Here is a 14,303-nt window from a genome sequence, read left to right as displayed (position 1 = left end):
TGACCCGGTGTACCGAGGACGCCTTTGGGCAGCGGGGTGTCGCATTTGCGCGTTGCCACTCCATCGACGCAACAGGTGGCGACTGACCCAGCGGTCTAAAGGCGATGTCGCCGCCTCGGGGTCATCGTGTGCTCTCTTCTGTCTCGCAGGGTAACGCAAGGGTAAACAGGGCGCCCTTGCCCGGTCCATCGCTGTGGGCCGTCAAATTGCCGCCCATCTCGATTGCCGCCACCGCGCAACTGTGCAGGCCGAAGCCGTGGCCATCTTTGCGGGTGCTGAAACCATGGGTAAAAATGCGTGTCAGGTTGTCCGGCTCAATACCTTCGCCATCGTCCTGCACGCCGATCTGCAGTGTGTCGGTCTCGACCATGGCCACACTCAGGGTCAGGATGCGGGCATGCTCGGCCCGGTCGGCCATCGCATTTTTGGCATTACTGATCAGGTTGATCAGGATCAGCAGCAGCCGGTGCTTGTCCAGTAACAGGACCGGAACCTCGGCAAAGTGCTTGACCACCGTGACCCGGTGGCGGTCGAGCGCGCTGTTGTTCATGCGCAGCGCGTCCTCGATAAGGTCGCTGACCCGCAAGGGTTCGACCAGCGTGGAGGTGCGCGCATAGGCCTGCTGGGTGGAGACGATCTCCTTGATGTGGTTGACACTGAGAAGCAACTGCCCAAGCTCGTCGAGGATGAATTGCTGTTCGGCCTGCAGCGCCTCGGTCAGCTGGTTCAGGTATCCCGGCAGCAGTTTGCCCTTGTCGTTATGGGTGATGTAGTCGCCCAGGTCCGCGGCGTGCTGATTCAGCATCTGCATGGCCCTGGCCAAACCCTGGACCTTGGATGAGCGCACCTGATTTATGACCTGATCGGCCGCGATATTTACGCTGTTGAGAACATTGCCGACGTTATGCAGCACGTTGGTGGCGATTTCCGCCATGCCTGCCTGACGCGCCGATTCAACCAGATCGCCCTGGGTCTGGCGCAGTTTTTGGGTGATGTCTTCGTTCTCGTCCAGGGCGGTTTGCAGCTCCTCCGTGCGGCTGGCCACCAGCTCCTCCAGCATTACCGTGGTCTGGAACAGGCCAAAGTCAGAGCCCTGGGCATTGGCACTGCGTTCGGCGCGGTCCATCAGGGCGCGGATGATCTTGTTGAGCCGAATGATTTCGCTCTCGCTGGATCGCTCAGCCGGCTGGTCCTGGCGTACCGTTGGCTCAGGCATCGTTCGTCTCCAGCGTGTGTGCGCCTATCGCGACTCCGACCAGCGTTTGATTGACATGCACGCCGCGGAACTGTTCGCCGTAGGTGTTGAAGCCGACGGTGTTGTTCTGCATCAGCACTTCGCCGATGCGCTGCCTGTCGGGGCTTTCGGAAATCTCCAGTTTGCGCAGGATGCAGTCGTAGCCCAGGGTAAGCAAGGGCGGGCCGATTTCGGCCCGAATTCTGGCAAACGTCAGTTCCAGGTTTTGCAGCAGGTCCACGCCCTTCCCGAGCCGAAGCACCAGTCCGTCCTCGATGGCGCAGAAAAACGTCAGGCTGCCATCCGGGTTGGCTTTCTGGATGGAGCGCACGTAGGGCGTGCCACCGATCGTCAAGACCACGGGCCAGGCTGCGAAACGCATGGGATCGAGGGCGCAGGTATCGATCCCGAAAACTCGGGCGTATTCCTGGCTGGCCGGCAGTCCGTTGATCTCCCTGACGACGCGGGACGCTGCATCGGCCTCCGTGACCACCAGTCGCTCGTCCGTGGCAACGAAGTGCTGTGTCTTGAAAATCCGAAAGGGCACAGGGGTGCTCAGCAGAACCAGAATAGCACTGTCGGAACAGAACTGGCCCTGCCAATAGACTTGGGTCTCGACAAACGCCAAGTCGTCACCTGCCGAGCCGCCGATCAGGGGTAGCTTGCCCAGTGCGCGCTGGAATGCCCGGGTTACCGGCTCTTCGCGCATCGACAGACCATCGATCAGCAGCAGCGCGAAGCTGTTGTTCGTGTCGCTGTGCGGGACCTGGGCGTGCAGCTTGTGCAGCAATGCGTGGGCGAAGGCCTCGCCCTTGTCGGCATTGAATTGCTGCAAATGTTCGAGATGGCCGCAGGTAACGCTGAAATGGCTCGCCGCAAAGCTGGCTCCGGTCAGGCTGTGTTCCAGGCAGCCGGCAGGGCCGATTTCTCCGGCCGTGGTACAACCGACGACCTGCACGCCGGCGAACAGACGTTGCATGGTATCGGCGAGCGCGTCCAGATCGTACTGGTTGGAGCAGTAGAAGATCACCAGCGCCATGTCGGGTTGCGCCACCAGGGCATGGAATTCCTGCGCGGCCTCGTGCGGGTCGGTGGCGTGGGACTGCGCTTTGCGTATGTAATTCTGCTGCTCCATGATGCACTCCTGGGTTTAAAACGACTCAGCTGCCTGAGCGGATCAGGCTGGCTGTGCCTGCGCATTCGTTTGAGCCACTGTGCGTCCCTGCCGACGGGCAACGCCGATGCTGTCTCATGGCATTTCCTGCACGGCCTGGGCCGGCAGCTCCAGCACAAAGGCGGCGCCTTTACCCGGTCCATCGCTGTGGGCTGTCAAATTGCCGCCCATCTCCATCGCCGCTACCGCGCAACTGTGCAGGCCGAAGCCGTGGCCATCCTTGCGGGTCGTGAAGCCATGATTAAAAATGCGCGTCAGGTTGTCCGGTTCAATGCCTTGGCCATCGTCCTGCACGCCGATCTGCAGTGTGGCCGTGTCGACCATGGCCACGCTCAGGGTCAGGGTGCGGGCATGCCCGGCCGGGTCGGCCATCGCATTTTTGGCATTGCTGATCAGGTTGATCAGGATCAGCAGCAGCCGGTGCTTGTCCAGTAACAGGACCGGTACCTCGGAAAATTGCTTGACCACGGTGACCTGATGACGGGTGAACGCGCTGTTGTTCATGCGCAGGGCATCCTCGATCACACTGTCTATCTGCAGGGGTTCGACCAGGTTGGCGGCGCCCGCATAGGCCTGCTGGGTGGAGACGATCTCCTTGATGTGGTCGACACTGTGGGTCAACTGCCCAAGCTCGTTGAGGATGCTTTGCTGTTCGGCCTGCAGTGCCTCAGTCAGCTGATTCAGGTATCCCGGCAGCAGCTTGCCCTTCTCGTCCTGGGTGATGTACTCGCCCAGATCCGTGGCGTGCTGATTCAGCATCTGCATGGCCCTGGCCAGGCCCTGGACCTTGGACGTGCGCACCTGACGCATGGCCTGGTCGGCCGCGATATTCACGCTGTTGAGCACATTTCCCACGTTGTGCAGCACATTGGTGGCGATTTCCGCCATGCCTGCCTGGCGTGCAGAGTCCACCAGTTTGCCCTGTGCCTGCTGAAGTTCGAGGGTACGATCCTGCACCCGCTGTTCCAGGTTGTCGTTGGCGGCCTTGAGCTGCTGATTGACCCGGTTGATCACCGCATAGCTGCGTACCAGCCGACTGGCCAGGTACAGCAGCAGGCCCGCCAGTACGGCGGAGAGGAGGAGCAGGTATTGCCGATACTGCTGGGTGCGTGCTATGGCCTTCTGTTCTACGCTGCTGAGCAGGTACTCGAGATCGTCAATGTGCGCCGCGACCGGCACCGCAGCAATTGTGCTCAGAAGCTCGTTCACCCGATTATGCTCGGCTATCAGGGTGCGCACATGGGCCATGAAGATGTCCAGCCCGTCAGTGACGGCGGGGGGTAGCGACATAGACACCGCGGCCAGCTTATCCAGACCCGTGAGGATCTCCGACACCTGGCCGTCGGTGGCGGACTGGCTGAAGACCAGGCTGTTCAGTAACACGCCGTCCACCTGCGCTGTCAGCTGTTCCAGCACCTCGCGGTTTTCGTCCTGTTCCTGGTGGGCCATAGGGAGAATCACATTGCGGATATCGCTGGCCGCTGTAGGCAGAAAAGCCAGGGAGTTGCGTAACACCGCATTATGCGTTTTGAACTGTTCTATCAGGCCGGTTTTGTATTCAGCCGTGTCACGGTAGGCGCCGAAACTGCGGTCCCAGTCGGCCGGGGTGGCCTGAAGTTGCTGGATGCCGAGCTGATTCACTTGCCCACGCAGTGTGTCCAGCTCGCTGAGCGCGTTGACCAGCGGGTCATAGCTGCTGTTTACGCCTAGCTTCGATTTCACTGCGTCGAGCTCCCGGCGGGCATCCAGCTGCTTGATCTGGCGCAACAGCGCGATGCTTTCGAAGTAGGGCGTGGCGTCATGCGCCGGGTTCTTGATGTACAGAAACACCAGCAGCGTCGCGAATACCAGCCCCAGGATGGCCATACGCCGTTGTAAGGACTTTTTCATTGCAGGCTACCCCTCAGCTCACCGGTCAGCGTTTTGAGGAAGCGGATGATCGACGCCTTGTCTTCCTGCGACGCGGCGCGGCCCAGCTGGTACCTGAACATGACATCGACGGCGTCCTTCAGCGTTCTGGCCGACGCATCGTGAAAGTAGGGCGCGGTGAGTGCAACATTGCGCAGGCTTGGCACCTTGAAAACGTGCCGGTCTTCTTCGTTCCGGGTGACCAGAAAACGGCCCAGGTCGGCGTCGGTCGGGTTACCGCGTTGCTTGAAGTAGTCCCCCATGACGCCAAATTTCTGGTACATGTTGCCACCAATGTTCACCCCCTGATGGCAGGCAACGCAGCCGTATTGCTTGAATTTCAGATACCCGGCCTTTTCGTCGGCGCTGATGGCGTCGGCATCACCCAGCAGATAGCGGTCGAAGGGGGAGTCTGGGGTGAGCAGCGTACGCTCGAACGTTGCGATCGCGTTGCGGATATTGGCCTGTGTCACCCCGTCGGGGTAAGCCAGGCTGAAAGCCGCCTTGTAGTTGGCGTCCTGTACCAGCTTGGCGACCACGTCCGGCCATTTTGAGCCCATTTCATCGGGGTTCTCGATCACAGCATCAATCTGGGCCTCCAGCGAGTCGGCGCGGCCGTTCCAGAACTGCCTGAAGTTCAGCGCCGCATTGAACACGGTCGGGGTATTCACGGCGGTCGGCTTGCCACCGATGCCCAGCGAATGGGCGCGGCTGTCGGCACCGCCGCGGCTCAGATCGTGGCAGCTGACGCATGCCACACTGTTGTCGGCAGAAAGGCGAACATCGTGAAACAGCTGCTTACCCAGCTCGGTCCGCGCCGGGTCTGCGGTTCGAATCGGGGAAATTGGCGTGATCGGTTCATGCCGCGGGGAGGCGCTCAACGGGGTCGGCAGCAGGAGCAGCAACGCCAGGCTACATGACAGAGAACGCATGGGCATTCGGGTTCTTCCTTACTCTTGACCAAATATGAATGGCGGCCCTGTGTTGCTTAACCTACGTGCGTCGCCAGGAACGGCCCGGCGCCGCTTTACACCACCTGGAAATGCCCCTATCGATGGAGTTCACAGACCGGCGGGCCACCCTCATCTTCCGCCCCCACCGTTATGCCGCCTGCCAGTAGCGCGGCAAATGCCTCAGCGGTCACCGCCCGGCTGAAGTAATAGCCTTGGCCTTCTTCACACTGGCGGGCTTGCAGAAAGTCCAGCTGTTCCCGTGTTTCGATGCCCTCGGCGATGATTTTAAACCTGAGGCTTTGGCCCATGCTGATAATGGCGCTGACGATGGCGTCACTATCCGGTTTGCCGATATCCTTCACAAAGGACTGGTCGATTTTCAGTACATCGACTGGAAACTGCTTCAGATAACTCAGGCTGGAATAACCGGTGCCAAAGTCATCAATGGAGATCCGCACGCCCAGATCCTTGAGTTGCAGCAGGATCGAGACCGTAAACTCGATATTTTGAATCAGAGCACTTTCCGTGAGCTCGAGCTCGAGCAAGCGAGGTTCCAGCCGGGTTTCCTGCAAGACCGTACGAATACTCTCCAGGAAACCCGGCTGTCGAAACTCGACGGCGGAGATATTGACCGCCATGATCAGTGGTGGCAGCCCGGCTTGCCGCCAGGCTCTGGCCTGGCGACAGGCCTCACGCACCACCCAGCGGCTGATCGGTATAATCTGGCCACCGTACTCGGCGACAGGAATAAATTGGGCGGGGGACACAGCTCCCCACTCCGGATGTTGCCAGCGGATCAGTGCCTCGACGCCGGTAATCGTCCCGGTTTCGAGATTCAGCTTCGGCTGGTAGAACAGGGTGAATTGCCGCTTTTCCAGGGCGGTGTGCAGCCCGGCTTCGATCGATTGCTGCTCGCGGGCACGCAGGTTGATAGCCGGATTGTAAAACTGGAAATCATCACGGCCATTTTCTTTGGCATTGTGCATCGCGGTTTCCGCATTAGCGACCAGATCATCCGCATTATCGCCATCGTTCGGATAGGTACTGATACCCAGACTAGCGGTGGTATTGAGGTTCTGCCCTTGGATGGATCGCGGCTTTCTGAGTGTGGTCAGTAGCTTGTTTGCAACATAAATGGCCTGTTGCGGGAGTACCAAATCGGGCAGCACAATCACGAATTCATCCCCGCCGTAGCGGAAAACGGAGTCGGATTTACGCACCGTTGCCACCAGGCATTCAGCAACCTTTATGAGCAATGCATCGCCGGCCGGGTGCCCCAGGGCATTGTTGATGAGCTTGAAGCGGTCAAGACCGATGTACATCACTGCCAGGCTTTTGTGCTGCCGGGCGGCGATGGCCAGCGCCTGCGCCATGCGATCCTGCAGTAATGCGGCATTTGGCAAGCCGGTGAGGTCGTCGTAGTGAAGCAGACGGGTCATTTCCTGCAGCGCGGAAGCACTTTGCGCAACGGTTGTTTCCAGCCTGTCTATTTTTAGGGCCAGATGCTGTGACATCTGCCACTTTGCCGTCAGCGCGCTGGCCATTTGGCGAATTTCGATGGAGTCGAAAGGCTTTTTCAGGATCAGCAGCCGGTCTCCCAGATCAAGACGTTCCGCCATTTCTTCCCAGGAATAATCGGAGTGGGCGGTACAGAGGGCAACCTGCAACAGCGGTTGGACCCGCCAGAGGTATTCCAGGGTCTCGACGCCGTCCCACCCGGGTGGCATGCGCATGTCGATAAATGCCATGGCATAGGGCCTGCCGTCCTGCAGCGCGTGCTCGACCATGTTCAGCGCTTCTTGCCCCTGAAACGCGAAATCAAGCTCATAGGTCGGGCGCGCAACGCGGGTCGTGCCGAACAGGGCTGCCTCGGACAGGGCGAGAGCCTCATCTTTGTCGGGACCCGGATCGAGTATCTTGCGGAAGTCCCGATGGATGGCGGGATTGTCATCGATCACCAGGATGCGGCGGTTGCCACCGCTGGCTTGCTGATTCATGGGACTCCCTTTGGCGGTGTTTTCGGTAGGCTGGTGGAGTCGGGTGCCGGGTCACTCAGCTTATTCGGCAGGATGCTGCCGCACTGGAGCAGTTCGCTGGCGCGGCGGCTGTCTACCGCTTCACTGAAGTAGAAGCCCTGCGCCTGCGTTGTGGCACCGGCCGAGATCAGGAGGGCGCGCTGTTCCTTGGTTTCGACGCCTTCGGCGATGATGCCGATGCCGAGCTCGCGGGCAAAGTTGATGATGGCACGGACCGTCGTGGCGCTGTCGGCGTCGTCGGTGGCCGCGTTAATGAAGGTCTGGGCAATCTTGAGGTGGTTCACGCGATAGGTCTTGAGGTAGTCGAACGACGAGTATTCGGTGCCGAAATCGTCTATGGCGATCTTCACGCCAAGTTCGCGCAGTTGTGGCAGTACGTCATTACGAGTCCATTTGGTCTGTGCCAGCGTGGCTTCGGTCACGTCGAACTTCAGATCGGATGGTTGCAGCCCCCATTTGGCGAGGGTGGCGGAGACATCCCGCACCAGCTCGTCGCCGCTTTTGATCTGTGCCAGCGACAGATTGACCGTGATCACCGGTGGCGCCGTGCCCTGGTTGCGCCACCGGTGCATTTGCTGGCACGCCTGTTCGAGTACCCAATGGCCGAGCGCCACGATGGCGCCGGTCTTCTCGGCAATGGGGATAAAGGCGTCGGCGTTGAGCAGGCCGTGCTCGGGGTGGTTCCAGCGCGCCAGTGCTTCCATGCCGAGGATTTTTCCGGTCGACAGTTCCACCTCCGGCTGGTAATAGAGCTCCAGCTCGTTCTGTTCCATCGCTGTTCGCAAATCGTTCGCCAGCGTTACCCGGTCGAACACTTCCTGATCGAGATCCTCGGAATGAAAGTGGTACTGGTTGCGGCCTTCTTCCTTGGAGCGGTAGAGCGCCAGGTCCGCCTGTGCCAGCATGGCGTCTGCTGCGGTGCTGCCGGGTGCGTACGGGCAGATGCCGATGCTGGCCGAGATGCGCACCTCGTTGCCGTTGAGCTGGTAGGGGTGCGCCAGCGTGGTTTGCAGCTTGGCCGCCAGTACGGCGGCGTTTGCCGGCTCGTTCATGTCCATTTGCAGTATGGCGAATTCGTCGCCGCCCAGGCGCGCGATCACATCATTCTTGCGGGTGCAGTTCCCCAGGCGTACCGCAACTTCCTGCAGCAGCAGGTCGCCCACCGGGTGGCCCAGGGTATCGTTGACCTGCTTGAAGTGATCGAGGTCCAGGTAAAAAATGGCGAATGCTGTAGCGCCCCGTTTGCTGGCGGCGAAGGCCTGGCTGAGTCGTTCGATAAAGGTCGCGCGGTTGGCCAGGCCGGTGAGTCCGTCGGTGCGGGCGAGCAGCGCGATTTTCTCTTCTGCGACCTTGCGCTCGGTGACATCGAGAATGATGCCTTCGACTTCAATGAGCCGGCCGTCCTTGCCGCGCACCGGAATATAGCGGTTCTCGACCCAGCGGTGAGCTCCATCGCCGGTGCGTAGACGAAACTCGATCGAGGCGCCCTGGGCGTCTTTATCCAGTACTCGCGCCATGGCTGTATCGACCATGGCGCGATCGTCGGGATCGATCAGCACTTGCGCCCAGTCGGGTGATGCCACCAGCGCGGCGGCATCGTGGCCGAACTTGGTGATGTTGTGGGAGATGTACATCAGCGGAAAGGAGGGTTCGCCACGCAGGCGATACAGTATCGTTGGGCTGTTCTGAACGATGATATTGGCGTCCGACAACTCCTTGGTCCGCTCCTCAACGGCCTGCTCCAGGCAGCTCATCTTGAAGGCTGCGTCCTGGGTCATTTGCCACTTCACGGTCAGGGCGCTGGCCATCTGACGAATCTCGATGCTGTCGAACGGCTTCTTCAGAATCAGCAGTCGGTCTCCCAACTCCAGGCGTTCCGCCATCTGTTCCCAGGAATAATCGGAGTGGGCGGTACAGAGGGCAACCTGCAGCCGAGGGTCGACCTGCCAGAGGCGCTCAATCGTTTCCAGGCCGTCCCAGCCGGGAGGCATGCGCATGTCGATGAAGGCCATGGCATAGGGGCGCTTTTGCTCCAGCGCCGCGACGACCCTGGTCAGGGCTTCCTGCCCCTGAAATGCAGACTCGAGTTCGAAGCACTCTCGCTGTACGGCCACATCGCCGAACAGCGCGGCCTCGGCCGACGCCAGTGCGTCCTGATTATCCGGGCTGCCACCGAGTATCTTTTGGAAATCCTGGTGAATCGACGGGGTATCGTCGACCACCAGAATGCGCTGGTTGCGGGTGGTTGGCAGCTGGCTCACAGGGTTTGCTCCCGCAATAGACGGAGTGTTTTCAGTCGATAGCGTCTGTTCGAGTTAACGACCGTTCCAAGGCTCCGGTACGGTGGCCATAGACGCCGTGTTTGGCCAGACGGAGGGTGAGCGGATCTGGTTGCCGGGACCTGGGGCTGTGGACGTCGATTACTGACGCGGTGAGCTGCTCTTCCAGTGTGCAGGGTCTGGCCACGTTCTCTCCGTGAGGAAAAAACGGTCGCTGTCGAGTCTTCGATTGCCGGAAGGCGTAAATAATTGATGGGGGTATTGTCCCGCGCATGACTCCATAACCTTCCCTGGGGAACAAAATGCATCCTACAAGTTCCTTTGGTTTGGTAGGCCCAATAGCCTCTTTGTAGCACGTAGTTATATGCCTTTAGTAAAGCACACTATATGGTTTTCTCCATTAGTGGCCAGAGAAAGGTTTAACCCTGTTGGCGCCTGATATAAAGCAGTGGGCATCAGTCGCCCATTCTGCATGCTAGGGGGGGTAATACTGCAAGGCCTCTGGAACAGGTTGTGTGCGATCTGGGCTGTTGTTCGTTTCCAGGTGTTCGGCGGTCCCACGGGCTGTGTCCGCAGTTGCGGGCTGTTGAAAACTGCCTGCGTTACGGTTGCGGCTATTAGCAATCGGCCCAGAGGATTGCCTCAATGCTCATTAGTGCGGCTCCGTAGGGCTGAGCGAAGTAAATTGATCGATCCGATTGGATGCCGGAATAGCCGGCATCAGACAAGCCGCTGCAACTGCCGGTCGTGTAGGTTGGCCAGCAGACCGAGCGCACAGATCGCACCGACCAGCGCCATGAACATGTCGGACTGGGTATCCCAGATGTAGCCCTGGGTGCCCAGGAAAGACTCGGCGGCTTCGTTGCTCAGCAGTGCGACCCACCATTCGATCAGTTCGTAAAAGGCACTCAGCGCCAGGCAGAAGCAGACGATCAGGAAGGCGCGCCAGCGGTCGCCATTGATAACCCTTAGGCGCAACAGCAGCTCACGCGCGACCATTGCGGGCACAAACCCCTGCGCAAAATGGCCAACTTTATCGTAGTTGTTGCGTGAACTGCCGGTCCATTCGGCAATCTGATCGAATAGTGGTACTTCAGCATATGTATAATGCCCCCCTACCATCAGGATGATGCAATGGAACAGGATCAGGCCGTAACACAGCGGCGTGAGGGGGAAGCGCCGCCGCGTGACAGTCAGTAACACCAGGGCGACCAGCGCCGGCATCACCTCCAGCCACCAGGTCAGGCGATCCTTCGGGGCAATGGCCGACCAGAGCAGCGCGGCCCCAAAGACGAGTAGCCACAGCAGTGCAGGGACCCTGTGCCGAGAATAACGTTGCATATCAGGCTCCTTGCCAATGGGGCTCTTAAAAAGAGGGTGCGATCATGATAGCAGTCAATGGCGATATGGCCCGCCGGGTCCATGTCCACACGGATGCCGAGCCCTGGGTGCCAAGCCCGGGCGGCGAAGTTCTGCGCAAGCGGCTGCATCTGGTGGGCATGCCCGAGAGTGGTCAAGTTACATCGCTGGTGCGTTATCCGGCGGGGGCCGAATTTCCGCTGCACCCCCATCCCGACGGCGAAGAAATCCTGGTGCTGGACGGTGTCTTTACCGATCAGGAAGGCGACTGGCCCGCCGGCAGCTACCTGCTGAACCCCGCAGGGTTTCAGCATGCCCCCTCATCGAAAACGGGCTGCCTGCTGTTCGTCAAGCTGCGCCAGTATGCCGGGATGCGGCATCATATCAGCCTGGCCGCGAAAGCGATCAGCTGGCAGCCGTTGGCACCGGGCATTGAACTCAAGATGCTGTACAAGGAACCGGAACATGCCGAGACCATGCGTCTGGAGCGCTGGGCGGCCGGCACCCTGGCAGGACCGCGCCGCTATCCCGGCGGTGTGGAAATACTGGTAATCCACGGGGGCTTCAATGACGAGCAGGGCGATTACCAGAGCCATGACTGGTTGCGTCTGCCCGCCGGATCCACGCATCGCCCGGCCAGCAAAACCGGCTGCACACTCTATATCAAGGAAGGGGGGCTCGCGGCACTGCGCTCGGTACCGTTGACGGAGGAAAGCGCTTAGCTCTCAAGCAAAAAAGTCACGGGCCCGTCATTGGTCAGTGACACCTGCATGTTGGCCCCAAAACGGCCACAGGCGACCTCTGTATGGCGCTGGCGCGCCTGTTGCAGAAAATAATCGTACAGCTGTTCGCCCAATTCCGGGCTTGCGCCGGAGGAAAAGCCGGGACGCAGGCCCTTGCGTGTATCTGCCACCAGGGTGAACTGGGAGACCACCAGCAGGCCGCCGCCGGACTGGGGAAGATTAAGGTTCATCTTGCCATCCGCGTCGCTGAAAATGCGGTACCCCAGCACCTTGCCGAGCAGCTTGTCGGCTGTGGCTTGATCATCGGTACGTTCGATTCCGAGCAGAATCAGCATGCCCGCTCCTATGCGACCGGTGCACTCGTCGCCCACCATCACCTGAGCCTGACTGACCCGCTGTATCAAAGCCTTCATTATTGTCATCCCGGAATAAAAATAGGGCATGCTAACGGTGCCGATGTGCCAGAACAAGTGGGAGCCCGGTCTCCGGGCGCATGGCTTCGGTACCGCGAGGGTGCCCGAATGATTCGCTCACAGAGTGAGCTCCCACAGGCGGTGCCGCTCAGGCCAGACTGCGGGCGAAGTCGTCGGTGGCTTCCACCAGGTTGCTGATGATACCGGGCTCGAACGCCGAATGGCCGGCATCCCTTACCAGGTGAAGTTCGGCCCGGGGCAGGGCACGATGCAGCGCATGGGCCTGTTCCGGCGGGCAGACGACATCGTAGCGCCCCTGCACGATGACGGTGGGAATGTCCCTGATAATGCGGGCATCACGCAGTATCTGGTTGGGTTCAAGGAAGGCCTGGTTGACGAAATAGTGGGTCTCGATGCGCGCCATGGCCAGGGCCACATGGGGATCGCCGAAGTGATCCACCACCTGGCTGTTGGGGTCCAGGGTCGAGCAGCGGCCTTCCCAGATGGACCAGGCCTTGGCCGCGGACATACGGGCAATTTCGTTGTCGGCGGTCAGGCGGCGGTGGTAGGCCCTCAGCATGTCGCCGCGCTCCTCCGGCGGTATCGGCTGCTCGAACTGCTCCCAGTAATCGGGAAACAGGGCGTTGGCGCCGCGCTGATAAAACCACTGCAGGTCCTGGTCGCGGCACAGGAAAATGCCACGCAGAATCAGGCCGCAGACGCGTTCGGGATGCGTCTGGGCATACACCAGGCTCAGGGTCGATCCCCAAGAGCCACCAAACAGCAGCCAGCGATCGACGCCCAGGCGTTGGCGAATCTGTTCCATGTCGTCCACCAGGTGTGCGGTGGTGTTGTGCTTCAGGGATGCATGGGGCCGAGAGCGGCCGCAACCACGCTGATCGAACAGAATAATGCGGTACTTGGCGGGGTCGAAGAAGCGCCTGTGGCTTGCGCTGCAGCCCCCGCCCGGGCCGCCGTGCACGAACAGCACTGGAACCCCCTGCGGATTGCCACTCTCTTCCACATAGAGGTTGTGGATATCGTCGACCTGCAGACGGTGTTCTGCGTAGGGTGGGAAGTCGGGGTGCAGGGAGCGCATGACTTGGCCTTTCGTTGCGTGTGTGGGACTGAGTCAGTCACTCAGTATAGGGTTGTCCACAGTCAGCTGCATCCGAATCTTACTGCTCTGTAATGGTGCAGGTTCAGACCTGCGCGGGAGCATCATTGCCATAAGCCAGGCGCAGTTCGCTCAGGCAGGCTTCGCGCAACAGGTTGGACTGGGCCTCATCGCGCCAGACTGCATTAAAGGGGGTGTCGAAAAAGAACTGCTCGGGCAGGACGGGGCGAATCATGTTTTTTCCGGCCCATTGCCGCGCATAGTGCTCGGGTAAAAACCCAATATATTGTCCGCTGAGTATCAGGGTGGCGATGCCTTCCATCTGATAGGCATGAGCCGTGGTTTTGAGCAGGCTCTGCAGTTCCAGCAAATGCACATCGGGTTTGTAGCCGGGGCTGACATAGTCGAAGCTAGCGAGCTTCTCAGGAAGCAGGCCGGCGTCTTCCTGATTAAACAGCGGGTGGCTTTGGGCGCAGTAAAGGCGTGATCTTTCAAGGTACAGCGGGTAGTAGCGTAGCCCGGGCAATTCCTGGTGGCAGGGGATGATACCCACATGCAGGCGGCCTTCGATCAGGGCGCGTTCAATCTCATTGGGTGAGGTCGTTTGGGTGACAATCCGTATCCCGGACCCCAGCTGTTTGAGGCTGGCAATCATTTGCGGCACAAGCGATTGAGGGTCTGTGATGGTGTTGTCGGTTAGCCCAAGGTGCAGTTCGCCAACCAGCTTGTTATGTACGGCATTGATATTACTGCGGAATTTCTCCAGATCGACTTGCAACTGCAATAGATGCTCGTACACCAGCCGCCCCTGGTCGGTTAGCGCGAAGCCGGAACGGCCACGGTAGCACAGGCGCATGTGCAGACGGGTTTCCAGGTCTCCCATATAGCGACTGATGGCGGAGCGGCTTATATTGAGCTCTACCTCGGCGGCGGAAAAACCACCGCATTCCACCACGGTTTTAAAAACACGCAGCAGGCGCAGATCCAGATCACTGATTAGTCCACTCAGGGCATTTGTGGTCGATTTCATAGTTGCAAGTTTTGTAATCTAAATATGAGTTATTCGTAATTTATTGAAACGTATGCT

General features: G+C 59.8%; 11 protein-coding genes. 1 reads left to right on the top strand and 10 read right to left on the bottom strand.

Translation table 11 applies throughout. The annotated features are described in order from the left end of the window. Positions 1-121: 121 nt before the first annotated feature. The 7 genes from F451_RS25245 to F451_RS0109740 form a co-directional block, all read right to left on the bottom strand. Entirely contained in the window at positions 122-1,216 is a 1,095-nt protein-coding gene (locus F451_RS25245; protein ID WP_020681188.1) for an ATP-binding protein, read from the bottom strand. Then, positions 1,209-2,369, bottom strand: coding sequence for a nitric oxide-sensing protein NosP (nosP, locus tag F451_RS0109765; RefSeq protein WP_020681187.1), 1,161 nt, complete (start codon positions 2,367-2,369; stop codon positions 1,209-1,211). Before nosP ends, F451_RS25245 begins: the two co-directional genes overlap by 8 nt. A 114-nt stretch (positions 2,370-2,483) precedes the next feature. Continuing rightward, the gene (locus tag F451_RS28385) at positions 2,484-4,298 is read right to left on the bottom strand and encodes a DAHL domain-containing protein (RefSeq protein WP_026291648.1); all 1,815 of its coding nucleotides are present in this window, start codon (positions 4,296-4,298) and stop codon (positions 2,484-2,486) included. After that, a complete protein-coding gene (locus tag F451_RS0109755) occupies positions 4,295-5,254 on the bottom strand; it encodes a cytochrome-c peroxidase (protein ID WP_020681185.1) in 960 nt (319 codons plus the stop codon). Before F451_RS0109755 ends, F451_RS28385 begins: the two co-directional genes overlap by 4 nt. Before the next feature lie 110 nt (positions 5,255-5,364). Then, a complete protein-coding gene (locus F451_RS25240) occupies positions 5,365-7,266 on the bottom strand; it encodes a putative bifunctional diguanylate cyclase/phosphodiesterase (RefSeq protein WP_020681184.1) in 1,902 nt (633 codons plus the stop codon). Next, positions 7,263-9,566, bottom strand: coding sequence for a putative bifunctional diguanylate cyclase/phosphodiesterase (locus F451_RS25235; protein WP_020681183.1), 2,304 nt, complete (start codon positions 9,564-9,566; stop codon positions 7,263-7,265). Before F451_RS25235 ends, F451_RS25240 begins: the two co-directional genes overlap by 4 nt. A 738-nt stretch (positions 9,567-10,304) precedes the next feature. Further along, complete coding sequence (locus F451_RS0109740) at positions 10,305-10,925, bottom strand: DUF2238 domain-containing protein (protein WP_020681182.1); 621 nt, start codon at positions 10,923-10,925, stop codon at positions 10,305-10,307. A gap of 44 nt (positions 10,926-10,969) precedes the next feature. On the opposite strand from F451_RS0109740, the gene F451_RS0109735 reads away from it, so the two are divergent. After that, complete coding sequence (locus tag F451_RS0109735) at positions 10,970-11,665, top strand: cupin domain-containing protein (protein WP_020681181.1); 696 nt, start codon at positions 10,970-10,972, stop codon at positions 11,663-11,665. Here F451_RS0109735 and dtd read toward each other — a convergent pair. From dtd to F451_RS0109720, 3 genes are all read right to left on the bottom strand, one after another. Further along, entirely contained in the window at positions 11,662-12,099 is a 438-nt protein-coding gene (dtd, locus tag F451_RS0109730) for a D-aminoacyl-tRNA deacylase (RefSeq protein ID WP_020681180.1), read from the bottom strand. The genes F451_RS0109735 and dtd overlap by 4 nt on opposite strands. Positions 12,100-12,247: 148 nt before the next feature. After that, positions 12,248-13,198 carry a prolyl aminopeptidase gene (gene pip / locus F451_RS0109725; protein ID WP_020681179.1) on the bottom strand — a complete coding sequence of 317 codons (951 nt, stop codon included), beginning with the start codon at positions 13,196-13,198 and terminating at the stop codon, positions 12,248-12,250. Between the two features lie 103 nt (positions 13,199-13,301). Then, entirely contained in the window at positions 13,302-14,246 is a 945-nt protein-coding gene (locus F451_RS0109720) for a LysR family transcriptional regulator (protein WP_020681178.1), read from the bottom strand. Between the last annotated feature and the right edge of the window lie 57 nt (positions 14,247-14,303).

Origin of the sequence: Marinobacterium rhizophilum DSM 18822, from assembly GCF_000378045.1 — a bacterium.
GTDB lineage: Bacteria > Pseudomonadota > Gammaproteobacteria > Pseudomonadales > Balneatricaceae > Marinobacterium_A > Marinobacterium_A rhizophilum.
Note: the sequence above shows the minus strand (reverse complement) of the source record. Positions and strands in the feature narration are given on the sequence as shown.